The organism is Cyanobium sp. Copco_Reservoir_LC18 (assembly GCF_009834675.1).
GTDB classification, from domain to species: domain Bacteria; phylum Cyanobacteriota; class Cyanobacteriia; order PCC-6307; family Cyanobiaceae; genus Cyanobium; species Cyanobium minutissimum.
On record NZ_ASAC01000010.1, the window covers coordinates 1 to 20,146 of the forward strand.

Below are 20,146 nucleotides of genomic sequence, written 5' to 3' on the forward strand. Positions count from 1 at the left end.
AGATCGCCCGCTTGCCGATGCGCCGGGCGGTGGCGGCCATCGCCAGGCTGGCCCGGCCCTGGCGGGTGGGAGCCTCCCGCAGGGCCTCGATGCGCTGCAGCCGCGCCTTCTGTTTGGTGCTGCGGGCCTTGGGGCCCTGGCGCAGCCAGGCCAGCTCCCGCCGCAGGGTGCCCTTGAGCTTGGCGGCGCTGGAGGCTTCCGCCTCCTCCTCGGCCGCCTTCAGGGCCAGGTAGGTGCCGTAGTTGCCCTCATAGGGGCGGGCCTCACCCCGATCCACCGCCACGATGCGGCGGGTGACCCGATCGAGCAGGTAGCGGTCGTGGGTGACGAGCACCAGGGCGCCGGCGAAGCGATCCAGGTAGCTCTGCAGCCATTCCACCCCCTCGGCATCGAGGTGGTTGGTCGGTTCGTCCAGCAGCAGCACCTCCGGCTCGGCCACCAGGGCCGCCGCCAGGGCGACGCGGCGCCGGTTGCCGCCGGAGAGTTCGCCGATCGTCCGCTCCTGGTGGGCCGCGTCGATGCCCAGACGCTCCAGCACCTCGCGGCAGCGGCGCTCCAGATCCCAGGCCTGGCAGCCGTCCATGCGGTGCTGCAGGGCGCTGAGGCGGGCCAGCAACGGTCCCTCCTCCGCCCCGCTCGCCAGCTGGTGGCTCACCCCGGCGTGTTCCCGCAGCAGGGCCATGGCTTCCCCATCGCCGGCGAACACCTGCTCCAGCACGGTCAGGGCCGGATCCAGGCGGGGCTCCTGGTCCAGCAGCACCACCCGGGTGCGGGCGTGGCAGCGGCGCTCGCCGCGATCCAGCGGTTCGAGGCCCGCCAGCACCCGCAGCAGGGTGCTCTTGCCGGCCCCGTTGGGGCCGATCAGCCCCAGCCGGTCCCGCTCGCCCACGTGCAGGTCGAGGTCGGCGAACAGGCTGCGCAGTCCGAAGTCCTTGGCGGCCCCCACCAGGCTGATCAGGCTCATGGGGCTTCGACGGACGGGTCCGGCCCCCGGCGCTGCTGCTCCAGGTGGGCGAAGACGCTCTTGTCGCCCACGTCCGCCGCCGCCGGCATGGGGAACTTGCGCAGGCAGAGCACCAGCAGCAGGAGGGCCTCGGCCGCCAGCAGGCTGGCGGTGGTGGCCGGGCTGAGCACGCCGGCCAGACGTCCGAGCAGGGCCAGGGGCAGCAGAAGGGTGACGCCGATCGCCTCGAATCGCTGGAAGCAGAAGAACTCCTTGAAGCCGATGCCGGCCAGGGCGGCGAAGAAGGGCCCCACCGCCAGGATCCACAGGGGCTGCTGGGCCAGGGCGGGGAGCATCTGGCCCGGTCCGGCCCGCAGGGCCAGCAGCAGCCCGCCCAGGCAGCCCGCCAGCCAGAACAGCTGCAGGGCCCGGTGCAGGGGACGCAGGTAGATGTGGATCCAGCGCAGGGCCAGGCCCAGGCCCGCCGCCATCACCAGCAGCCAGGGCCAGAGCAGGCTGGGGCCCAGCTGGCGCCACTGGGCCAGCAGGGCCAGCTGGGCCAGGGCCAGGGCCGTGAGGGCCAGCCGGTAACCGAGCACCTCGCGGCGGTCGGTGGCGGTGATCGTGAAGCGGCCGTACACCCCCTCGAAGACGGGGTCGGAGCCGTCCGGGGTGGCCAGGGAGCTGCTCATCGGATGGGGGCGCCGGGGGCGGCCGGGGGCGGGCTGCCCACCAGTGTGGCCAGGTCCGGTCCCGCCGGGACGATGCCGGAGGGGTGGAGGGGGAACAGGGCGCCGAAGTAGTCGGTCCGCCAGGCGTCCGGGAAGCAGGTGGCGGCCACCCCCGCCAGGCCGTGGAAGCGGCGCCGCCAGTCCCACAGCCGCGGCAGCTGCCAGAGGGGCTGGCGGCTGCAGCCGAACAGGGGGGCGTAGACCAGCTCCATGCGGATCAGGGTGGGGAACAGCACCACGTCCGCCAGGCTGGGCCCGGCACCGCCGCAGAGCCAGCCGCCGCTCTCCCCGCCGGCGGCGAGGGCTGCCTCCACTGCCCTGAGGGCGGCGAACAGGGCCGCCTCGGCCTGGTCGTAGGCCGCCTGGTTGCGGGCGAAGCCACAGCGGTACACCCCATCATTCACATCCCCCTGCAGGCGCTCCCGCCAGGCGGTGATCGCCGGCAGGTCCGCCGGGGGGGCCAGGTCCGGAGCCCCGGGCGGCGCGGGCCAGGCGTTGAGCAGTTCAATCAGGCGGGCGCTCTCGTTCACCAGGATCGTCCCCCTCTTCCGGGAGTAGAGGGCCGGCACGGTGGCCCGGGCCCGGGGATCGGCGCCGCAGCGGCGGTAGAGGCCGAGCAGGGTGGCGCAGCCCTCGAAGGGCTCGCTGAACCGCCAGCGGCCGGCATCCGGATCGGGAACCACCACCACCGTGTCGATCACCGGGGCCAGGCCCCGCAGGGTCCAGGTGATCCAGGCCCGGTGGGCCCAGGGGCAGCTGCGGCCCACGATCAGCACGTGGCCGCCGGCCTCGGTGGCGTCCGCCGGCAGCGGCGGCAGGGCGGTGAAGGCCCCGGCCGGCCGGCGGTAGCGGCCTTGGCCGTCGGCGGGGCCGAGCCCGCCCATCAGCAGACGCCACTGGCACTGCCAGAGCTGCCGGGCGGAGCGCACCAGCGGGGCGGGCGGGGCCATGGACATCACGGTTGGCTGCCCTGACTCTGCGCCAGGCTGGGGCGTGTGAGCGAGCAGGCGATGGTGGCGGGCCGGGTGATGGTGGTGGGGGGCACCCACGGCAACGAACGCAATGCGCCCTGGCTGCTGGAGGCCTGGCGACGGCACCCGGCGCTGCTGCGCAGCAGTGGCCTGGCCCTGGAGCTGGTGCTGGGCAACCCCGCCGCCCATGCCGCTGGGGTGCGCTACCTCGACCAGGACCTCAACCGCAGCTTTGTTCCCGACCTGCTGGCCGCCCCCGGGCCGGGGAACCGGGAACTGGAGCGGGCCCGGGAACTGCTGGCCCGCCACGGGCCCGGCGGCAGCGACCCCTGTCTGGTGGCCCTCGACCTGCACAGCACCACGGCCGCCATGGGCAACAGCCTGGTGGTCTACGGCCGGCGGCCGGCCGATCTGGCCCTGGCGGCGGGGGTGCAGCAGCGCCTGGGCCTGCCGATCTACCTGCATGAACAGGACCGGGCCCAGACCGGCTACCTGGTGGAGCGCTGGCCCTGCGGGCTGGTGGTGGAGGTGGGCCCGGTGCCCCAGGGCGTGATCCAGGAACCGATCTGCCGGCAGAGCCAGCTGGCCCTGGAGGCGGCCCTGGAGGTGCTGGCGGCGGCCCGCGCCGGAGCCCTGCGCCAGCCCGACCGGCTCGTGGTGCACCGGCACCTGGGCAGCCTCGATCTGCCGCGCCACGGCGACGGCTCCCCGGCGGCGGTGGTGCATCCCCAGCGCCAGAACCGCGACTGGCAGCCGGTCGCCGCCGGCGACCCCCTCTTCCTGACGGCCGAGGGGGCCACGATTCCGTTCCATCCCCAGGCGGGTCAGGAGGAGGGGCCCGTCTGGGCCGTCTTCATCAACGAGGCGGCCTACGGGGAGAAGGGCATCGCCCTCAGCCTCACCCGCCGGGAGTCCTGGCCGGTGGAGCCGGGCTGGGGCCAGGCGCTCCAGGCCCTGGCCGGCAACCTTCAGAGCCCCGGCTGAACCTGGGGCTGGCCGGCGGGGGCGGGCTGGGAGCGGGGCACGCCGTTGTACAGCACGCTCAGGACGCTGCGTCCATCCGGGGCGACGAGGATCTCCGTCTCCACCGATGGGGGCAGGCCGAGCTGGAGCCAGCCGGGGACGCCGCCGTAGAAGCGGAACAGGAAGCCCTCGGCATCGGCGCGCACCAGGCAGCTGCCGCCGCTGCGCTCGTACATGCAGGCGGCGGGCCGGTAGACCCCGAGGCCGCCGTTGATCACCTCGGCCCGCATCCGGGCCAGGTTCGCGGCCCGGCCCCGCTGGAAGGCCTGCTCCTGGGTCATCTGGGCAAGGGCCGGGGAGGTCCCCGCCAGGGGAACGGCCAGCAGCAGGGCCAGGCAGCCCAGCAGGGGCCGCAGGGGAGAGAAGGTCATGGTCATCCGCAGACGAGGGTGGTCTGTTCCTTGGTGCAGGGGAGGTCGGTCCTGCTGCCGTCGGCCCAGTAGATGCGCAGCCGGTCGTCCTCGGTGTCGGTGCGCAGGGTCAGCGACTTGATGACGCCCGCGGGGGGCTTGCCGGCCGGATCGGCCGTGTCGGGGCGCAGGTCGGCCTTGTTGAGCCGCTGCTCGAGCTGCTGGATCTTGAGCTCGAGCTGCTCGATGCGGCGGCTCTCGGGATTGGGCAGGCCCTGGCAGCCGGCCGCCAGCAGGGGGAGCAGCAGCAGGGCGGGCAGCGGACCGCGCAGACGTCGACGCAGCTGTTGGCCGGCGGTACGCGGTGGCTGGGGAGGAAGCGACGAACGCGAGACCATCGGCGGCAGGGCGGGATGACCGGAGCACCTCACCTCCTAGCAGCGGCAGGGGGGCCAGGCCAGGCGGGACGCTCATCTTTTCTTCATGAACGCGGCCTCACACGCCGCAATGGTCTGTTACATTGCTGTCAGGCGATCCGTCGCCCTTCCTTACGCCCACGGCCAGCGCACCCGCGTCACGCCCGACGGCACACTTTCCTGCACTCATGACCGCCACTCTCCAGCAGCGCTCCGGCGCTTCGGTGTGGAACCAGTTCTGTGAGTGGGTCACCTCCACCAACAACCGTCTCTACGTCGGTTGGTTCGGTGTGCTGATGATCCCCACCCTGCTGGCCGCCACCATCTGCTTCATCGTCGCCTTCATCGCGGCGCCCCCCGTCGACATCGACGGCATCCGTGAGCCCGTCGCCGGCTCCCTGATGTACGGCAACAACATCATCTCTGGCGCCGTTGTTCCCTCCAGCAACGCCATCGGCCTGCACTTCTACCCCATCTGGGAAGCCGCCAGCCTCGACGAGTGGCTGTACAACGGTGGCCCCTACCAGCTGGTGGTCTTCCACTTCCTGATCGGCGTCTTCGCCTACATGGGCCGCGAGTGGGAACTCTCCTACCGCCTCGGCATGCGCCCCTGGATCTGCGTCGCTTACTCCGCCCCCGTGGCGGCTGCCAGCGCCGTGTTCCTGATCTACCCCTTCGGTCAGGGTTCCTTCTCCGACGGCATGCCCCTCGGCATCAGCGGCACCTTCAACTACATGCTGGTGTTCCAGGCTGAGCACAACATCCTGATGCACCCCTTCCACATGCTGGGTGTGGCCGGTGTGTTCGGTGGCTCCCTGTTCTCCGCCATGCACGGTTCCCTGGTGACCTCCTCCCTGGTGCGTGAAACCACCGAGAGCGAGTCCCAGAACTACGGCTACAAGTTCGGCCAAGAGGAAGAGACCTACAACATCGTGGCCGCCCACGGTTACTTCGGTCGTCTGATCTTCCAGTACGCCTCCTTCAACAACAGCCGCAGCCTGCACTTCTTCCTGGCCGCCTGGCCCGTGATCGGCATCTGGTTCACCGCCCTGGGCGTGAGCACGATGGCCTTCAACCTGAACGGCTTCAACTTCAACCAGTCCATCCTGGATGGCCAGGGCCGGGTGATCAACACCTGGGCCGACGTGCTCAACCGTGCCGGCCTCGGCATGGAAGTGATGCACGAGCGCAATGCGCACAACTTCCCCCTCGACCTGGCCGCTGCCAGCGCCACCCCCGTGGCCCTGACCGCCCCGGCGATCGGCTGATCCAACCCCTCCAGATCTCCTGGAACCTTCCAACCCCCTGCTCGCGCAGGGGGTTTTTTCATGGCGACGGGTTCCGGCTGGGTAGGCTCCCTGCTTCGGGAAACCCGGTTGGTCAGGGCGGTGTGATGGGCAGCAGTTTCGGTGATCTCTTCCGGATCAGCACGTTCGGCGAGTCCCACGGCGGTGGCGTCGGCGTGATCATCGATGGCTGTCCCCCCAGGCTGCCGCTGGATCTGGAGCAGATCCAGGCCGACCTCGACCGGCGCCGGCCCGGCCAGAGCCGCATCACCACCCCCCGCAAGGAGGAGGACCGGGTCGAGATCCTCAGCGGCCTGCTCGACGGGGTCACGCTCGGGACGCCGATCGCCATGGTGGTCCGCAACAAGGACCAGCGCCCCGGGGACTACCAGGAGATGCAGGTGGCCTTCCGGCCCTCCCATGCCGACGCCACCTACCAGGCCAAGTACGGCATCCAGGCCCGCAGCGGCGGCGGCCGCGCCTCGGCCCGGGAAACGATCGGCCGGGTGGCCGCCGGAGCGGTGGCCAAACAGCTGCTGGCCCATACCCACGGCACCGAGGTGATCGCCTGGGTGCGCCGGATCCACACCATCGAGGCCCAGATCGATCCCGCCGGCGTGAGCCTGGAGGCGGTGGAGGCCAACATCGTGCGCTGCCCCGACGCCGGAACTGCCGAGCGCATGATCGAGCGGATCGAGGCGATCGGGCGGGACGGGGATTCCTGCGGCGGGGTGATCGAATGCCTGGTGCGGCGGCCGCCGGTGGGTCTGGGCATGCCGGTGTTCGACAAACTGGAGGCGGACCTGGCCAAGGCGGTGATGTCGCTGCCGGCCACCAAGGGGTTCGAGATCGGCTCCGGCTTCGGCGGCACCCTGCTGCGCGGCAGCGAGCACAACGACGCCTTCCTGCCCAGCGACGACGGCCGCCTGCGCACCGCCACCAACAACTCGGGCGGCATCCAGGGGGGCATCAGCAACGGGGAGGAGATCCAGCTGCGGGTGGCCTTCAAACCCACGGCCACGATCCGCAAGGAGCAGCAGACCATCGATGCCACCGGCGCCGCCACCACCCTGGCGGCGAAGGGACGCCACGACCCCTGCGTCCTGCCCCGGGCGGTGCCCATGGTGGAGGCGATGGTGGCCCTGGTGCTGGCCGATCACCTGCTGCGCCAGCAGGGCCAGTGCAGCCTCTGGTAATCCGCCCGATCAGGGCCGTTGCGGCAGGTCAGCCAGCACCTGCCGCAGCAGCTCCGGCCCCTGGGCCACCAGCGACGAGCCCAGGGCGACGGCGTCGACCCCGGCCTCCAGCCAGGGACGCACATCACCGGGCAGGAGACCCCCGGCGGCGATGCAGAAAGGGAGAGGCGGGCCGAGGGGATCCCGCAGGCGCCGCCAGTGGCCGATGCCGACGCTGGCGGCGGGAAACAGCTTGACGATCGGACAGCCCAGGGAGCGGGCCCGGTTCACCTCCGTGGGGGTCATCACCCCGGGAACCAGGGCGAAGCGGCCCATCGCCGCCGTCTCCAGCAGCTCCGGCTCCAGGACGGGGGAGACGCCGTAGGAGAAACCCGCCTCCAGGGCGGCGGCAAGGGCCGCGGGGGTGCAGATCGAGGCCGCCCCCAGATGCAGATCGGGGAAGGCGGCGATCAGCTGCCGGCATTCGGGGATCCAGGCCGGGGATGGGCCCCAGGCGATCTCCACGTGGCGCACCCCCAGGGTGGCCAGCTGGCCCAGCTGGGGGGCCAGCAGCGCTGGCTGCTCAGCACGAAGCACCACCAGCAGGGGCTGGTGGTGCAACGACTGGATCAGGGACTCGCAGGCAGGCCTAGACGTAGGCGGCCACCGTCACATCGCGGGAGATGAGCAGCTCCTGGAGCTCCTCGGCATCCACCGTCTCCTTCTCGACCAGCAGCTCGGCCAGCTCATCGAGAACGGCCCGGTTGGCGAGCAGCACCTCGGTGGCGCGGCGGTAGGCGTCGGCCACCAGCTGGGACACCTCCTCGTCGATGGCGGCGGCGGTGTCCTCGGAGAAGTCGCGCTCTGCGGCGATGTCGCGGCCGAGGAACATGCCCCCCTGGGCGCGGCCCAGGGCGACAGGGCCGAGACGGTCGCTCATGCCGAAGCGGGTGACCATCTGGCGGGCGACGCGGGCCACCTGCTGCAGGTCGTTGGAGGCCCCGGTGGTGACTTCATCCTCGCCGTAGACGATCTCCTCGGCGACCCGGCCACCGAGGGCGACGGCCATCTGGTTCTGCAGGTAGGAGCGGGAGTAGAGGCCCGACTCCATGCGCTCCTCACTGGGGGTGAAGAAGGTGAGGCCGCCGGCCTGGCCGCGGGGAATGATGCTGATCTTCTGGACGGGGTCGTAGTCGGGCATCAGGGCGCCCACCAGGGCGTGGCCGGACTCGTGGTAGGCCACCAGGCGCTTGCGGCGCTCGCTCATCACCCGGTCCTTCTTCTCGGGGCCGGCCATGACGCGCTCGATGGCGTCGTTGACCTCATCCATCGACACCTCGGCCAGCTGGCGGCGGGCGGCGAGGATGGCCGCCTCGTTGAGCAGGTTGGCCAGGTCGGCACCGGTGAAACCGGGGGTGCGGCGGGCCACCTTGTCGAGGTCGACGTCCTTGGCGAGGGTCTTGCCCCGGGCATGGACGCCGAGGATCTGGAGGCGGCCGGCGTAGTCGGGACGGTCGACCACCACCTGGCGGTCGAAGCGGCCCGGCCGCATCAGGGCCGAATCCAGCACGTCAGGGCGGTTGGTGGCCGCCACGATGATGATGCCGGTGTTGCCCTCGAAGCCGTCCATCTCGGTGAGCAGCTGGTTGAGGGTCTGCTCCCGCTCATCGTTGCCACCGCCGAGGCCGGCGCCGCGCTGGCGGCCCACGGCGTCGATCTCATCGATGAAGACGATGCAGGGGGCGTTCTTCTTGGCCTGCTCGAACAGGTCGCGCACCCGGCTGGCGCCGACGCCCACGAACATCTCGACGAACTCCGAGCCGGAGATCGAGAAGAAGGGCACGCCCGCCTCGCCGGCCACGGCCTTGGCCAGCAGCGTCTTGCCGGTGCCCGGAGGGCCCACCAGCAGCACGCCCTTGGGGATCTTGGCGCCGACGGCGGTGAAGCGATCGGGGTTCTTGAGGAAGTCGACCACCTCGGTGAGCTCGAGCTTGGCGCCCTCGATGCCGGCCACATCACCGAAGGTGACCTGGGTCTGGGGTTCCATCTGGACCCGGGCCTTGCTCTTGCCGAAGTTCATGGCCGGGTTGCCGCCGCCGCCCTGGGCGCGCCGCAACAGGAAGAACAGGCCGCCGAGCAGGAGCAGGGGGAAGATCAGGCTGCCGATCGCCTGCTGCCAGGCCGCCGGCTCCCGGTTGGGCTGCACGGCGATGTCGACGTTGTGGTCGGTGAGGAGCTTGAGCAGGTCCTTGTCGGGGGCGAGGTTCACCACGGCGCGCTGGCCGTCGTTCTCCACCACCTGGGCGGTGCCGCGGTCGGGGGAGATCAGCACCCGGGAGATCTCGTTGGCCTGGACGGCCTCGACGAAATCGCTGTAGCGCAGGGTGCGGGGGGCGCGGGCCGGGTCCGGCCGCTCCAGGAAGGCGGTGCCCACGGCGATCATCACGATCACCAGGAGCACGTAGAGCCCCGCATTGCGCCAGCGTTTCTTCACGACCCTGTCTCCTGTGTGAGAATGAAAGTAACAGAATGTTAATCGGCGTCCGGGGTCGGACGGGGCTCAGGCCGCGGCCCTGAGCACCTCCACCACGCTACGGAAGGCGAACCATTCCGGGATCTCCTCCCCGCCGCGCAGCATCTGGCGGAACTGGGTGCCGCTCAGCTTGCGGATGTGCAGCCCCCGGGCCTGGGCGTGCTCGGCGGTGACGTAGCCCTCCTCCTCGGTGTAAACGAGGTTGAGGGACGGCACCGTCTCCATGCCGAGTTCGGTGGCCTGGTCACGGGCGAAGTCCTGGGCCTCGTAGGGACCGTAGAAGTCGTCGCCGGTGAGGGACGATTTGCAGCCCGCCATGTCGCGGCCGATGATGAAGTGGGTGCAGCCGTAGTTCTTGCGGATGATCATGTGCTGCAGGGCCTCCCGGGGGCCGGCCATGTGCATGGCGTAGGGCAGGTAGGCCCAGCGGATGCGGGGGTTGTCCACCTCGGCGGCCAGCCGTTCGTAGGTGGCGAAGCGCACCTCGCCGGCGATGTCGTCCTCCTGGGTGGGTCCGCAGGTGGGGTGCACCAGCACCACGGCGCCCTTGCTGACGTTGGGGGCCTCGAGGGCGCGGGTGAACAGTTCGTAGTGGGCCCGGTGGATGGGGTTGCGGCACTGGAAGGCCACCACGTCCTGGCCCGCCGGCAGGGTGGCGCGGACCTGCACCGGGGTGCTGCAGGGGAAGACCCGCTGGGGCAGGGCCAGACCCTGGAGGCGTCCGCCCAGGTAGAAGCGGCCCCGCTCGGTGGCGATCATGCGCACCGCCGGGTGCTCCAGGGAGGTGGTGCCGTAGCAGCCCTTGGCCTCGAGCACCTTGTCGGGCTCCCAGCGGCTCTCCACGGTGAGCACGGCCAGGTCCTGGCCCTGGTAGGTGAGCAGCAGCCGCTGGCCCACGGCGATGGAGGCGTCGTCGGTGTCGAAGACGATGGGCAGGCCGAACAGCAGGCCGCTGGTGGTGCGGTGGCCGGCCACCACGGCGTCGTAGTCCTCCTGGTGCATGAAGCCGCGCAGGGGCGAGAAGCCGCCCACGATCAGCAGCTCCACATCGCAGGCGTTGCGGTGGCTGCACTCCAGCACCCTGTCCACCGAGGCGCGCACCCCCTCCTGCTGGTCGGGCGGCACCATCAGGTCGACGAGGCTGCCGCCGTGGGGCGCGATCAGATCGGAGCGGGCGGCGGTGTTGGCGAGCGTCATGGCGACGGGCCGGGGCAGCACAGGGAATGGGCCCATCCTCCCAGACCATCCTTCGGCGATGAACAAGGGCGGCCATGAAAAAGGGGCCCGTGGGCCCCTGGGATCAACGGGTTGTCCAGGAGCCGGGGGCGAACCCGGCCCGGGCCTCAGACCTGCTCGAGGCGTCCGTAGAGCTCGCCGGTGATCTTGACGTCGACGACGGCCTTGGTGCCCATGTCGGTGTCGGAGGGCTGGATGGCGGTGAACACCCCGGCGAACTCGCCGGTGCTGGGATCGACCTTGGTGATGGAGAGATCCATGGTGCCGGAGCCATCCACGTAGCGCTTGACGGTTTCCCCGGCGAACTCATCGCCGGCGGGCACCAGACCCACAGCGCTGCTGTAGCCGGTGGTCAGGCCGCGGCCCTTGGGATCGAGGAAGTTGCTGGTGCGGTAGCTGGGGGCGCGGTACTCGCCCTTGAGGTCGGTGCTGGTGGAGAAGGCGGTGCCGGCGGCGGAGGCCTTGAGCTCCTTGCTGGAGAACATGAAGGGCACTTCCTCACCGCCGGGCATCAGCACGGTGATCGGCTGGAAGTCGATGCCACCCAGTTCCTTGAAGGTGAGCTGGTCACCGCTGACCTTGAGGTCGCCGTAGACCTGATCGAGGCTCGAGGTGTAGCGGGTGAGGATCTTGCCGGCGACGAACTGGGCTTCCTGGCGCTTGTTGGCGGGCTCCCCCTTCACGAAGACCTCGGAGGGGTGCATGCAGATCTCCTTGAGCTGGTAGGTGGCCGAGGGATCCAGGGCGATCGTGCCGCGGGCGGAGTCGGGGAGGGTCGGGCAGTCATTCGCCAGACCGGTGTTGTGGATGTCTTCGTAGGTGAGGTTGGCCCGATCAACGGCTTTGGCCCCGCCGCTGCATGCGGACACCAGGGTCAGGCACAGAGCCAGCACGAGGGCCAGCAGGGGACGGAAACGCATGGGGAGAAGCCGCAGAGACGGAACGGGAACTGGGCTGGCCGGGATCCTACCGGTGCAAAACGCCCATTCCAGGTGGCTTGCGTGGGCTCTCAACAACCTGTATGAGAGGGAGATGTCCCTGAGCCGCACCCACCCGATCGACGAATCCACGCCCTCTCCGCCGACGTCCGCACCCGCGCCCGACCCAGCCTTCGACCCAGCCGCCGACCCCGAGCTCCAGGGGGCCCTCGACACCCTTCTGAGGATGGCCGAGCAGCGCGCCGAGCAGCCCGAAGCCCTGCTCGATCTGCTGCGCCGCATCGAGCACCTGCACCGCACCATCCAGGACGGACCCTTCCGCAGCAGCCTCCCCGGCGACCGCAACGGCCTGTTCACCCTGCTCTCCGAGATGGAGAGCAGCGGCGGCTGGCCCTACATCCCCCGGCTGCAGCTGCGCACGTTCATGGATCTGCTGGCACCCGAACCGGAGTCCTGAGGGCCGCCACTTCCGCCAGCGCCGAGAGCAGCCGGTGGGCCAGGGCCAGCTTGCCCATGGGCTCCAGGCGGCGCTCCCCGGACCCCGGACCCAGCAGCCAGCCCTCGTTGCCAGCCGTCCCGAACCCAGCCCCGGGGCGGTCGATCGGGTTGGCGAACAGGAGATCGCAGCCCTTGCGGGCGAACTTGGCGCGGGCCTCTTCAAGCACTTCACCGCTCTGGGCGGCGAACCCCAGGACCACCTGGGCCGGCGGCCGGCGCCGCACCAGGGCGGCCAGCAGATCGGGCACCGGCTCCCAGCCACCGGTGAGGGAGGCCTCCAGGGCCTCCTTGGGGAGCTTGCGGCCCTCGGGGCTGCGGCGGCGGTGGTCGGCGACGGCGGCGGCCATGGCGATGGCATCGGCGCCGTCCTGAAGCCGCAGCAGCGCCGCTTCCATCTCAGCGGCGGTGACCACGGGGTGGCACTGGAGACCCTCCAGCCAGGCCGGATCGACCGCCAGCGGGCCGTGCACCAGATCGACCGTGGCTCCACGCAGGCGGGCGGCCTGGGCCAGCAGCACCCCCATGCGTCCGGTGCTGGGGTTGGTGAGGCAGCGGGCCGGATCGAGGACCTCCCGGGTGGGGCCGGCACTGACCAGCAGGCGGCGCCCGGCCCAGTCGCGGCGGCAGCCGGCCAGCAGCACCGACTCCAGCGCCAGCAGCAGCAGCGCCGGGTCGGCCATGCGCCCGTCGCCCACCCGGTCGCAGGCCAGCAGGCCGCTGCCGGGCTCCAGGGGCAGCACCCGCTCCCAGCGCCGCAGCTCCCGCCAGTTGCGGCGCACCGCCGGGGCGGCCCACATGGCGCTGTTCATGGCCGGGGCGGCCACCACGGGGGCCTCGCAGGCGATCAGGGTGCTGGCCAGCAGGGTGTCGGCCATGCCGTGCACCCAGCGGGCCAGGCTGGTGGCACTGAGGGGGGCCAGCAGCACCACCTCGGCCCACTCGGCCAGGGCGATGTGCAGGGGCCGGGCCTCCCGGTGGCTCCACTGGTCGGCCTCGATGTGGCAGGGGGCCCGGCTGAGGCTGGCCAGGGCCACGGCGCTCACCAGCCGCTCGGCGGCGGGGCTGAGCACGCAGCGCACCAGGGCCCCCCGCTGCACCAGGGCGCTGACCAGCTGGGGCAGCTTGACGGCGGCGATGCTGCCGCTGATCAGCACCAGCACCCGCCGTCCCGCAAGGGCGTCCTCCTCACTCCTCATCGAAGGGTTCCTGATCGACCAGATGGACGTAGGGCCGGATCAGGTCGGGGCGGTGGATGGCCAGGGCGCGCAGCAGGTGCCAGTCGGCCAGGCCCGCGAACGGGGTGAGGTAGTCGTCGTCCTCGAGGCGTCGGGCGAGCTCGGCGATGGACGCCTCATCGAAGGCCGCGAGCCGCTCGGGAGTGATGGACAGGCTGGAATCAACCAAGGGGGCGGCCGGGGAGGGGGACGGGATGGTGATAATGGCGATCGAAGGGGAATTAGCTCAGCTGGTAGAGCGCTGCGATCGCACCGCAGAGGTCAGGGGTTCGAGTCCCCTATTCTCCATCCACCATTCTTCCCGGCCGGGCTCCCGGGAGCCCCGGCCCACGCCCACCCCTGCCGATGGACTGGAGCAGCGACGCCGAAACCAGCCTGAAGGAGATCCCGTTCCTGGTGCGGCCGATCATCCGGCGCAAGATCGAATCCCTGGCCCGCGAGGCGGGGCTGGACGGTGTGGATCTCGCCTTCTACGAGCAGGCCAGGGAGCGTTTCGGACGGAAGTGAATCGGCGATGGGGTAAAAGAGGGGGTTGATCAGGGGCCCGCTCAATGTCGCAGTCCAAGCGCGAACAGGTTGTCAGTCATCTGCGCTACATCCGCCAGGAGCTGCGGGAGATGCACCAGGGCGTCATGGAGGACGGGCTCCTGCCGGAGGCCGGTGAGGTGCGGGGGGTGATGGCCCAGATGGAGGCCCTGCTGGAGCTGCTGGAAGGCAAGGGATCCCGCAAGAAGGACGGGGACGGCTGAACCGCGACGTTTGAGAACGACCACGCCACCCGTCAAGCCCCCGCAGGGACGCTCCGGTCAGCGGCTGCCCCCCCTTGCCCGACCCGCTGGAGATTGGTTTGCTGGTGTCGTCCCCATCACCCCGCCCGGGCCTCGGCCTCGGGCTTTTTTATTGGCATCCCCTATCGGTGGGGGGAAAATGCTGTCAAGACGCCAGAGATGGTGTAGACAAGAGATCGCAGGGAATGGGCCGGGTGATGGGGATCACCGCCAGCGGCTTTCCACCCTTGGGTGGTGAGCCCCCTGCTCCCCTTTCCACCCAGCGGCAGGTTCGCACCGTTGCCTCCCCGCTTCCAGCAGACCCGATTCCAGCAGCGGATCACCCAGTCCGGCAACCTGCTGGAGGCCTGGGCTGAGAATCCCTGGCGCCGCCTCTCCCTGCTGCTGATCGTGCTGCTGGGCGGCTTCGTGATCGGCGGCAGCGTCGGCTCGATCACCGGAGCCCTCTCCCTGTTCGATCCCCTCGGCGCCCTGGTGTGCGTGCTGGCCATCGAAGTGGCGGCCCGGGTGCGGGGCCGGCTGCTGTCCCAGCCGCTCAAGCTGCGGCTGCAGGTGCTGGACATGGCCCGCATGGGCCTGCTCTACGGGCTGCTGCTGGATGGCTTCAAGCTGCTCTGAGGGCTGGGACCGCCTTCCGACGGGCTGAGCCCTCAGACGGCGGCGAGCAGATAGAGCAGGGCCATCCGGATCGGAATGCCGTTGCGGACCTGCTCCTCCACCAGGCTGCGGCCGGGATCATCGAGCAGGTCACCGGCGATCTCCACCCCCCGGTTCACCGGGCCGGGGTGCAGCACCGGCACGGCGTCGCCGCAGAGGGCCAGGCGCCGGTGGCTGAGGCCGTACCGGCGGTGGTAGGTGTCCAGGCTGGTGAGCAGGTGCTGCTGCATCCGCTCCTTCTGCAGGCGCAGGGTCATGACGGCATCCGCCCCGGGCAGGGCCTCCTCCAGGCGCCGCTCGATCCGCACCCGGCCCCGGGCGGCCACCGGATCGGCCCCCTGGCCCGGCGGCGGGGCCAGCACGAAGTCGGCGAAGCAATCGGGCAGCAGGGTGGCCGGCCCGCAGAGCACCACATCGGCGCCGCAGGCGGTGAGGGCCCAGAGGTTGGAGCGGGCCACCCGGGAATGGAGCACGTCGCCGACGATGACGATGCGGCGGCCCCGCAGGCTGGCGGGGGAGGGGGCTTCGGGTTCGAAATGCCGCGCCAGGGTGAACAGGTCGAGCAGACCCTGGCTGGGGTGGCTGTGCAGGCCATCGCCGGCGCTGAGCACCGACACGCGCTCGCCGCAGCGGTCGAGGTCGCGGGCGAGGCTGTGGGGCACCCCGGCGCAGCGGTGGCGCACCACCAGGATGTTGGCGCCCATCGCCACGTAGGTGCGGGCGGTGTCGAGCAGGCTCTCCCCCTTGCTGAGGGAGCTCGAGGAGGGGGAGAAGCTCTGCACCTCCGCCGAAAGCCGTTTGGCGGCCAGCTCGAAGCTGCTGCGGGTGCGGGTGCTGGGCTCGAAGAAGAGGCTGGTCATCAGCCGGCCCTGGAGGGCGGGCAGGCGGCGCGCCCCGGCCACCGGCAGGGCCCGGAAGCGCTGGGCCAGTTCGAGAACGGTGGCGAAGTCGTCGACCGAGAAGGACGCCAGGTCGAGCACATGGCGGTGACTCCAGCCGCTCAAGGCGTTCTGCTCCCGTCGAACGCCCCAACCGTAGAGGCCAGCAGGGCGGCGAGCCCATCGTGGCGGGGCGTGCGATCGCCGCGGCCCCGCCGGCTGACGCTGCGGCTGGCGCGCAGGTACCAGCGCCAGGGCAGCTCCTGCCCCTGGGAGACGCCGATGCGCTGGGTCTGCCGCAGCGGCGACTCCCCCTGGGGCCCCGGCCCCTCCAGCAGCTCCGCCAGGGCAGGCGGCCGGGCTGCGAGCCACAGGCCCAAGGCGGGCTCGGCGATCAGGCCGTCGTGGCGGCGGTCGATGGCGAAGCAGCGGGCCAGCAGGCCGGGCCCGGCCGCCGCCCGCTCCGGCTCCCCCGGCAGGGCGGCCGCCCGCAGCAGCACCCCGTTGGCCCAGTCGGGACGGCCGGTGACCACGTTGACGCAGTGGTGCACGCCGTAGGTGAGATACACGTAGAACCGGCCGGGCTCCCCGAAGAGGGTGTCGTTGCTGGCCGAGCGGCGGCGGTGGCCGTGGCAGGCCGGCTCGCTCTGGCAATAGGCCTCGGTCTCGACGATCACGCCCCAGCGCAGGGCCCCCGACGGCTGGCGCCGCAGCAGCAGGCAGCCGATGAGCTCCGGGGCCACCAGCTCGGCGGGGCGGGCGAAGAAGGGCGGGGGGAGGGGAGGAACCGGAGGGTCGTGGCGGCTGGTCACCATGGGGCGGCCTCCGGCCGAGTCTGCAGCCAGGTCGCTGGCTTTTCCGTTGCGTTCTGCATCCCGTGTCCCTTGGTACGGCAGGAAGGGACTCGGTTGGCTTAACCAGGTCTTAACCAAGGGATAACGTTGGGCGGCCATGGCGAAGCGCTACTCCATCCTCGATCGGCTGCGCTTCACCCGGACAGGCCTGAAGGCACGCCTCGACTACCTGAAGTCCGGGTACATCTTTGTGCACGTCCCCCGGTGCGGAGGCACCTATGCCGCCACCCTGATCCACGGCCGCCCCCTCGGGCACCTCTATGCCGATTTCATCCGGCGCAAGCTGCTGGGCGACCGCCTCTATGCCGCCCGAACCTCCGTCGCCTTCGTTCGCTGTCCCGTCGAGCGGCTGATTTCGGCCTACTGCTTCTCGCTGCGCGGCGGCACCGAGCTGGTGTCCCAGTTTCCGCTGCACAGGCCCCCGCGCTGGGCTCTGTCGGATTTTCGGACCTTCTGTGAGGACTGGCTGTTTCAGCAGAGCCTGCATCGGGTCGATTTCATCTTCCGGCCCCAGAGCTGGTGGCTGTTCGACGAATCCGGCCAGCTGATCGTTGATCAGGTCAGCCATCTGAGCCGGCTGGATGTCTGGCTTCAGGAGAAGGGCTTCATCAGCGAACACAGCCCGGTGAAGGTCAACGCCTCGGAGCAGGGCCTGGCCGAGGAGGTGCGCCGGGCCCTGTCTCCGTCCCTGATCGGCTCGATCCGGGATTTCTACGCCCAGGACCTCGAGCTGCTCAGCGCCCACCTCGCCTGACACCCCACGGCACCGTCGACGGTGCGGGGAAGCGGACCGGAGGCCGCCCCGGGGAGCGGTGGACGCGCCGACGGGCCACACTGGCCTCAGCGCTGAACAGCCCCACCTCCTGATCAACGCCCCACCATGGAAACCGCCAGCTTCAACCTCGGCACCGTGCTTCTGGCCGTCAGCGGCCTGTTCGTGCTGACCACCCTGTTCTTCGGCACCAAGGGGGGCTATTACGACACCGACGACTACGACGGCAACGGCACCGCCCACTGAGTTCCACCCGCAGGCGGCCGTCGAGCCACCGATCAGGAACTGCCGAGCCGTTCGGCCTCGGGACAGTCGCCGGTGGTGGGCAGGTCGTCGGCATCGGCGGAGCGGCTCACCGAGGCCAGCCGGGTGCTGACGGCCCCGATCGAGGCCAGCCGGACGCTCTCCTCCCAGCTGTGGCGCTCGTCGCCGTCCTCGTCGTCGTAGCGGAGGGTGACCAGATCGCCCTCGATCTCCACCACCAGGGCCCGCTCGATCCAGCGCTGCTGATCCAGCAGGTAGACCCAGACCGGTCGCTGCTCCAGGCGAAAACGGTCGAGCTTGCGATGCAGCATCGTGACGCCGCGGATAGGGTCGATCCTAGGCAGCACGGCGCCGGCCGCCATGTTCACCATGACCCGATCGATGCCCAGCACCGCCCCAGGCCCCAGCACGGTTCCGGGCCCCGTGGCCAGCAACGAGGCGATCCGGCTGCAGCTGCGCAGCTGGCCCGAGGTGGAGGACTACCTGACCCGCTGCCGGGGGGTGATCGTGCCGCTGGGGTCCACCGAGCAGCACGGGCCCACCGGCGCCATCGGCACCGACGCCCTCACCGCCGAGGCGGTGGCCCTGGAGGTGGGACGCCGCACCGGGGTGCTGGTGACGCCCGCCCAGGCCTTCGGCATGGCCGAGCACCATCTGGGCTTCGCCGGCACCATCAGCCTGCAGCCCTCCACCCTGCTGGCCGTGCTCCATGACGTGGTGCTGTCCCTGGCGCGCCACGGCTTCGAGCGCATCTACGTGATCAACGGCCACGGCGGCAACATCGCCACCGCCCGGGCCGCCTTCGCCCAGGCCTACGGCACCGCCGCCTCCCGGGGGCTGCCGGGCGCCGAGCGGCTGCGCTGCCGTCTGGCCAACTGGTTCACCGCCGGCCCGGTGATGCGCGAGGCCCGCGATCGCTACGGCGACCGGGAGGGGCACCACGCCACCCCCAGCGAGATCGCCCTCACCCTGCACCTGGAGCCCAGCCTGGTTGCCAAGCAGCGGCCGCTGCCGGAGGCGGCCCCGGCCGGACCGATCCATGGCCCCGAGGACTTCCGCCGCCGCCATCCCGATGGCCGCATGGGCTCCGACCCGTTCCTGGCCAGCGCCGAGCATGGCGCCCGCTTCCTGGAGCTGGCGGCGGCGGCCCTGGCCGACGACCTGGCCGACTTCCTGGGGCCGGACGGGGAAGCGGGCTGAGGCGGCGACGGCCGCGGCTAGGTTCGGACGACGACGACGACGAGCGCGACGATGGAGCGGATCACGGCCGACGATGTGCGCAAGGTGGCCCAGCTGGCCCGCCTGGCCCTGCCCGAGGAGCGGATCGCCACCTACACCGTTCAACTGGAGCGGATCCTCGACTACGTCGCCCATCTCGAGCAGGTGGACACCGAAGGGGTGCCCCCCACCACCCGGGCGGTGGAGGTGGTCAACGTCACCCGCCCCGACGCGGTGGATCCCACCCCGGTGCGCGAGGAGCTGCTGTCCCTGGCCCCCCAGCGGGAGGGGGATTTCTTCCGGGTGCCGAAGATTCTGGGCGACTGACGCGGGCCGGCGGGGACAGGGCGCTCAGCGCACCGGCGAGATGGCGGTGCGGTGCAGCAGTTCGAGCACGCGCCGGCGGGCATGGCGGGTGGGCATCAGCCGGACCAGGGGACGCAGACGGCTGCGGCGCTTCTTGTGGGAGCGCACGCCCAGAAAGATGTCGTAGAGGAAGTTGAGGCCGTCGGCACGGCTCTCGAACAATCCGAGCCGCTGGGGTGAACCCTTGGCATCGAGGATCGGCTTGGTGGCGTGATAGGCCGGCTGGTATTCGAACCAGGGGATCGACGGCCAGAGATGGTGAATCAGGTGATAGTTCTGGCCCATGATCAGCCAGTTCATCAGCCTGCTCGGGTAGACGCGGGCGTTGTGCCAGCGGTTGCGGGACTGGAAGGGCCGGTGGGGGAGGTAGTCGAAGAACAGACCGAGGGTGACGCCCACCATCAGGGCCGGGGCGAACCAGCAGTTGAAGACGAAGGGCAGGAAGTTGTGCTGGGCGGCCGCCACCACGATCAGCACGAAGATGGTGCGGGCCAGGACCCACTCGAACAGCTCATTTTTGCGCCAGAGGCGATGGCGGAAAAAGAAGACTTCGTGATAGAAGAAGCGCGGCGCGATCAGCCACAGGGGCCCGAAGGTGCTGACGATGTGGTCGGGATCGAGCTTGGGATCGTTGACGTGGGCGTGGTGCTGCAGGTGCACCCGGGTGAACACCGGGAAGCTGAAGCCCAGCAGCAGGGCCGCGCCATGGCCCATCACCGCGTTCCAGATGCGGTTGGGATGGGCGGCGTTGTGGCAGGCGTCGTGGATGACGGTGCCCTCCAGGTGCAGGGCCAGGAAGCCCAGGGCCAGCAGGGCCGGCAGGGGCCAGCCACCCACGAACCAGCCCCAGATGGTCAGGGCCGCCAGGCCGTAGCCGGCCAGGAACAGGCCCACCGTGGGGTTCCAGGCGGCGGGGGGATCCAGGTACTCCCTGGGGACACTGAGCCGCGACACGGGGGTGGTCGAAGCCACGGAAGCGGACGTGGGTGCCAGCGTGTCTGTCATGACCTGGGC

Annotated in this window: 26 protein-coding genes and 1 tRNA gene; 12 read left to right on the top strand and 15 right to left on the bottom strand. The window is 70.9% G+C overall.

Annotated features, from left to right (window positions below):
• The 3 genes from L107_RS03970 to L107_RS03980 form a co-directional block, all read right to left on the bottom strand.
• Window positions 1-964: ATP-binding cassette domain-containing protein (locus L107_RS03970; protein ID WP_159816558.1), on the bottom strand; the 964-nt coding region annotated here is incomplete at its 3' end.
• Entirely contained in the window at window positions 961-1,635 is a 675-nt protein-coding gene (locus L107_RS03975) for a DUF2301 domain-containing membrane protein (RefSeq protein ID WP_159816559.1), read from the bottom strand. The genes L107_RS03970 and L107_RS03975, both read right to left, overlap by 4 nt.
• On the bottom strand, window positions 1,632-2,624 hold the full coding sequence (locus tag L107_RS03980; RefSeq protein WP_159816560.1) for a glutathione S-transferase C-terminal domain-containing protein: 993 nt from the start codon (window positions 2,622-2,624) through the stop codon (window positions 1,632-1,634). Before L107_RS03980 ends, L107_RS03975 begins: the two co-directional genes overlap by 4 nt.
• Window positions 2,625-2,684: 60 nt before the next feature.
• Between L107_RS03980 and L107_RS03985 the strand changes: the two genes are divergently transcribed.
• On the top strand, window positions 2,685-3,629 hold the full coding sequence (locus L107_RS03985) for an aspartoacylase (protein ID WP_159816766.1): 945 nt from the start codon (window positions 2,685-2,687) through the stop codon (window positions 3,627-3,629).
• Here L107_RS03985 and L107_RS03990 read toward each other — a convergent pair.
• Together L107_RS03990 and L107_RS03995 are read right to left on the bottom strand one after the other, a co-directional pair.
• Window positions 3,614-4,039 (bottom strand): hypothetical protein, encoded by a 426-nt coding sequence (locus tag L107_RS03990; protein WP_159816561.1) that lies wholly within the window; start codon window positions 4,037-4,039, stop codon window positions 3,614-3,616. The two genes, L107_RS03985 and L107_RS03990, sit on opposite strands and share 16 nt — an antisense overlap.
• A 2-nt stretch (window positions 4,040-4,041) precedes the next feature.
• Window positions 4,042-4,416 (bottom strand): hypothetical protein, encoded by a 375-nt coding sequence (locus L107_RS03995; protein ID WP_159816562.1) that lies wholly within the window; start codon window positions 4,414-4,416, stop codon window positions 4,042-4,044.
• A 206-nt stretch (window positions 4,417-4,622) separates the two neighbouring features.
• Here L107_RS03995 and psbA point away from each other — a divergent pair, with 206 nt between their 5' ends.
• Window positions 4,623-5,702 carry a photosystem II q(b) protein gene (psbA, locus tag L107_RS04000; protein ID WP_015109068.1) on the top strand — a complete coding sequence of 360 codons (1,080 nt, stop codon included), beginning with the start codon at window positions 4,623-4,625 and terminating at the stop codon, window positions 5,700-5,702.
• 125 nt (window positions 5,703-5,827) lie between these two features.
• Window positions 5,828-6,916 (top strand): chorismate synthase, encoded by a 1,089-nt coding sequence (gene aroC / locus L107_RS04005; RefSeq protein ID WP_159816563.1) that lies wholly within the window; start codon window positions 5,828-5,830, stop codon window positions 6,914-6,916.
• Between the two features lie 9 nt (window positions 6,917-6,925).
• Here the strand turns inward: aroC and L107_RS04010 are convergent, their stop codons facing one another.
• The 4 genes from L107_RS04010 to psbO all read right to left on the bottom strand — a co-directional run bounded on the left by L107_RS04010 (window position 6,926) and on the right by psbO (window position 11,584).
• Window positions 6,926-7,516: a bifunctional 4-hydroxy-2-oxoglutarate aldolase/2-dehydro-3-deoxy-phosphogluconate aldolase gene (locus L107_RS04010; RefSeq protein ID WP_159816564.1), complete on the bottom strand. Its 591-nt coding sequence runs from the start codon at window positions 7,514-7,516 to the stop codon at window positions 6,926-6,928.
• A gap of 28 nt (window positions 7,517-7,544) precedes the next feature.
• Window positions 7,545-9,389, bottom strand: coding sequence for an ATP-dependent zinc metalloprotease FtsH3 (gene ftsH3 / locus L107_RS04015; protein ID WP_015109466.1), 1,845 nt, complete (start codon window positions 9,387-9,389; stop codon window positions 7,545-7,547).
• Window positions 9,390-9,455: 66 nt separating this feature from the next.
• Window positions 9,456-10,625 carry a sulfate adenylyltransferase gene (gene sat / locus L107_RS04020; RefSeq protein ID WP_159816565.1) on the bottom strand — a complete coding sequence of 390 codons (1,170 nt, stop codon included), beginning with the start codon at window positions 10,623-10,625 and terminating at the stop codon, window positions 9,456-9,458.
• A gap of 146 nt (window positions 10,626-10,771) precedes the next feature.
• A complete protein-coding gene (psbO, locus tag L107_RS04025; protein ID WP_159816566.1) occupies window positions 10,772-11,584 on the bottom strand; it encodes a photosystem II manganese-stabilizing polypeptide in 813 nt (270 codons plus the stop codon).
• A gap of 112 nt (window positions 11,585-11,696) precedes the next feature.
• On the opposite strand from psbO, the gene L107_RS04030 reads away from it, so the two are divergent.
• Window positions 11,697-12,059: a hypothetical protein gene (locus tag L107_RS04030; protein WP_159816567.1), complete on the top strand. Its 363-nt coding sequence runs from the start codon at window positions 11,697-11,699 to the stop codon at window positions 12,057-12,059.
• On the opposite strand, the gene coaBC is transcribed toward L107_RS04030, so the two are convergent.
• Together coaBC and L107_RS04040 are read right to left on the bottom strand one after the other, a co-directional pair.
• Window positions 12,025-13,296 (bottom strand): bifunctional phosphopantothenoylcysteine decarboxylase/phosphopantothenate--cysteine ligase CoaBC, encoded by a 1,272-nt coding sequence (gene coaBC / locus L107_RS04035; protein ID WP_159816568.1) that lies wholly within the window; start codon window positions 13,294-13,296, stop codon window positions 12,025-12,027. The genes L107_RS04030 and coaBC overlap by 35 nt on opposite strands.
• Window positions 13,286-13,504 carry a DUF2555 domain-containing protein gene (locus L107_RS04040; RefSeq protein WP_159816569.1) on the bottom strand — a complete coding sequence of 73 codons (219 nt, stop codon included), beginning with the start codon at window positions 13,502-13,504 and terminating at the stop codon, window positions 13,286-13,288. Before L107_RS04040 ends, coaBC begins: the two co-directional genes overlap by 11 nt.
• 46 nt (window positions 13,505-13,550) lie before the next feature.
• Between L107_RS04040 and L107_RS04045 the strand changes: the two genes are divergently transcribed.
• From L107_RS04045 to L107_RS04060, 4 genes are all read left to right on the top strand, one after another.
• Window positions 13,551-13,623 (top strand) — tRNA-Ala (locus L107_RS04045).
• A 57-nt stretch (window positions 13,624-13,680) separates the two neighbouring features.
• Entirely contained in the window at window positions 13,681-13,842 is a 162-nt protein-coding gene (locus L107_RS04050; protein ID WP_159816570.1) for a PCP reductase family protein, read from the top strand.
• A gap of 44 nt (window positions 13,843-13,886) precedes the next feature.
• Window positions 13,887-14,084 (top strand): hypothetical protein, encoded by a 198-nt coding sequence (locus L107_RS04055; protein WP_015109473.1) that lies wholly within the window; start codon window positions 13,887-13,889, stop codon window positions 14,082-14,084.
• Window positions 14,085-14,402: 318 nt separating this feature from the next.
• Window positions 14,403-14,741: a DUF565 domain-containing protein gene (locus tag L107_RS04060; protein ID WP_236550497.1), complete on the top strand. Its 339-nt coding sequence runs from the start codon at window positions 14,403-14,405 to the stop codon at window positions 14,739-14,741.
• A 32-nt stretch (window positions 14,742-14,773) separates the two neighbouring features.
• On the opposite strand, the gene L107_RS04065 is transcribed toward L107_RS04060, so the two are convergent.
• Together L107_RS04065 and L107_RS04070 are read right to left on the bottom strand one after the other, a co-directional pair.
• Window positions 14,774-15,784, bottom strand: coding sequence for an aspartate carbamoyltransferase catalytic subunit (locus L107_RS04065; protein ID WP_159816572.1), 1,011 nt, complete (start codon window positions 15,782-15,784; stop codon window positions 14,774-14,776).
• Window positions 15,781-16,473 carry a DNA-3-methyladenine glycosylase gene (locus L107_RS04070; protein ID WP_159816573.1) on the bottom strand — a complete coding sequence of 231 codons (693 nt, stop codon included), beginning with the start codon at window positions 16,471-16,473 and terminating at the stop codon, window positions 15,781-15,783. The genes L107_RS04065 and L107_RS04070 overlap by 4 nt, the downstream gene beginning before the upstream one ends.
• A 136-nt stretch (window positions 16,474-16,609) precedes the next feature.
• Here L107_RS04070 and L107_RS04075 point away from each other — a divergent pair, with 136 nt between their 5' ends.
• Window positions 16,610-17,266: a hypothetical protein gene (locus tag L107_RS04075; protein WP_159816574.1), complete on the top strand. Its 657-nt coding sequence runs from the start codon at window positions 16,610-16,612 to the stop codon at window positions 17,264-17,266.
• A 126-nt stretch (window positions 17,267-17,392) separates the two neighbouring features.
• Window positions 17,393-17,530, top strand: a complete 138-nt coding sequence (locus L107_RS16340) for a hypothetical protein (RefSeq protein ID WP_015109478.1) — start codon at window positions 17,393-17,395, stop codon at window positions 17,528-17,530.
• A gap of 32 nt (window positions 17,531-17,562) precedes the next feature.
• On the opposite strand, the gene L107_RS04080 is transcribed toward L107_RS16340, so the two are convergent.
• The gene (locus tag L107_RS04080) at window positions 17,563-17,859 is read right to left on the bottom strand and encodes a DUF6679 family protein (protein ID WP_015109479.1); all 297 of its coding nucleotides are present in this window, start codon (window positions 17,857-17,859) and stop codon (window positions 17,563-17,565) included.
• Window positions 17,860-17,929: 70 nt separating this feature from the next.
• Here L107_RS04080 and L107_RS04085 point away from each other — a divergent pair, with 70 nt between their 5' ends.
• A complete protein-coding gene (locus tag L107_RS04085; protein ID WP_159816575.1) occupies window positions 17,930-18,748 on the top strand; it encodes a creatininase family protein in 819 nt (272 codons plus the stop codon).
• A gap of 51 nt (window positions 18,749-18,799) precedes the next feature.
• Window positions 18,800-19,093, top strand: a complete 294-nt coding sequence (gatC, locus tag L107_RS04090; protein WP_106220773.1) for an Asp-tRNA(Asn)/Glu-tRNA(Gln) amidotransferase subunit GatC — start codon at window positions 18,800-18,802, stop codon at window positions 19,091-19,093.
• 24 nt (window positions 19,094-19,117) lie between these two features.
• Here gatC and crtR read toward each other — a convergent pair whose 3' ends face one another.
• The gene (crtR, locus tag L107_RS04095) at window positions 19,118-20,137 is read right to left on the bottom strand and encodes a beta-carotene hydroxylase (protein WP_159816576.1); all 1,020 of its coding nucleotides are present in this window, start codon (window positions 20,135-20,137) and stop codon (window positions 19,118-19,120) included.
• Window positions 20,138-20,146 lie beyond the last annotated feature (9 nt).

Excerpts from the sequence above, each read along its gene's own strand:
- L107_RS03975 (WP_159816559.1), bottom strand. The coding sequence starts at position 1,635 with ATGAGCAGCTCCCTGGCCACCCCGGACGGCTCCGACCCCGTCTTCGAG.
- L107_RS03980 (WP_159816560.1), bottom strand. The coding sequence starts at position 2,624 with ATGGCCCCGCCCGCCCCGCTGGTGCGCTCCGCCCGGCAGCTCTGGCAG.
- L107_RS03985 (WP_159816766.1), top strand. The coding sequence starts at position 2,685 with ATGGTGGCGGGCCGGGTGATGGTGGTGGGGGGCACCCACGGCAACGAA.
- L107_RS03990 (WP_159816561.1), bottom strand. The coding sequence starts at position 4,039 with ATGACCTTCTCTCCCCTGCGGCCCCTGCTGGGCTGCCTGGCCCTGCTG.
- L107_RS03995 (WP_159816562.1), bottom strand. The coding sequence starts at position 4,416 with ATGGTCTCGCGTTCGTCGCTTCCTCCCCAGCCACCGCGTACCGCCGGC.
- psbA (WP_015109068.1), top strand. The coding sequence starts at position 4,623 with ATGACCGCCACTCTCCAGCAGCGCTCCGGCGCTTCGGTGTGGAACCAG.
- aroC (WP_159816563.1), top strand. The coding sequence starts at position 5,828 with ATGGGCAGCAGTTTCGGTGATCTCTTCCGGATCAGCACGTTCGGCGAG.
- sat (WP_159816565.1), bottom strand. The coding sequence starts at position 10,625 with ATGACGCTCGCCAACACCGCCGCCCGCTCCGATCTGATCGCGCCCCAC.
- psbO (WP_159816566.1), bottom strand. The coding sequence starts at position 11,584 with ATGCGTTTCCGTCCCCTGCTGGCCCTCGTGCTGGCTCTGTGCCTGACC.
- L107_RS04030 (WP_159816567.1), top strand. The coding sequence starts at position 11,697 with ATGTCCCTGAGCCGCACCCACCCGATCGACGAATCCACGCCCTCTCCG.
- coaBC (WP_159816568.1), bottom strand. The coding sequence starts at position 13,296 with ATGAGGAGTGAGGAGGACGCCCTTGCGGGACGGCGGGTGCTGGTGCTG.
- L107_RS04050 (WP_159816570.1), top strand. The coding sequence starts at position 13,681 with ATGGACTGGAGCAGCGACGCCGAAACCAGCCTGAAGGAGATCCCGTTC.
- L107_RS04055 (WP_015109473.1), top strand. The coding sequence starts at position 13,887 with ATGTCGCAGTCCAAGCGCGAACAGGTTGTCAGTCATCTGCGCTACATC.
- L107_RS04070 (WP_159816573.1), bottom strand. The coding sequence starts at position 16,473 with ATGGTGACCAGCCGCCACGACCCTCCGGTTCCTCCCCTCCCCCCGCCC.
- L107_RS04075 (WP_159816574.1), top strand. The coding sequence starts at position 16,610 with ATGGCGAAGCGCTACTCCATCCTCGATCGGCTGCGCTTCACCCGGACA.
- L107_RS16340 (WP_015109478.1), top strand. The coding sequence starts at position 17,393 with ATGGAAACCGCCAGCTTCAACCTCGGCACCGTGCTTCTGGCCGTCAGC.
- L107_RS04080 (WP_015109479.1), bottom strand. The coding sequence starts at position 17,859 with ATGCTGCATCGCAAGCTCGACCGTTTTCGCCTGGAGCAGCGACCGGTC.
- L107_RS04085 (WP_159816575.1), top strand. The coding sequence starts at position 17,930 with ATGCCCAGCACCGCCCCAGGCCCCAGCACGGTTCCGGGCCCCGTGGCC.
- gatC (WP_106220773.1), top strand. The coding sequence starts at position 18,800 with ATGGAGCGGATCACGGCCGACGATGTGCGCAAGGTGGCCCAGCTGGCC.
- crtR (WP_159816576.1), bottom strand. The coding sequence starts at position 20,137 with ATGACAGACACGCTGGCACCCACGTCCGCTTCCGTGGCTTCGACCACC.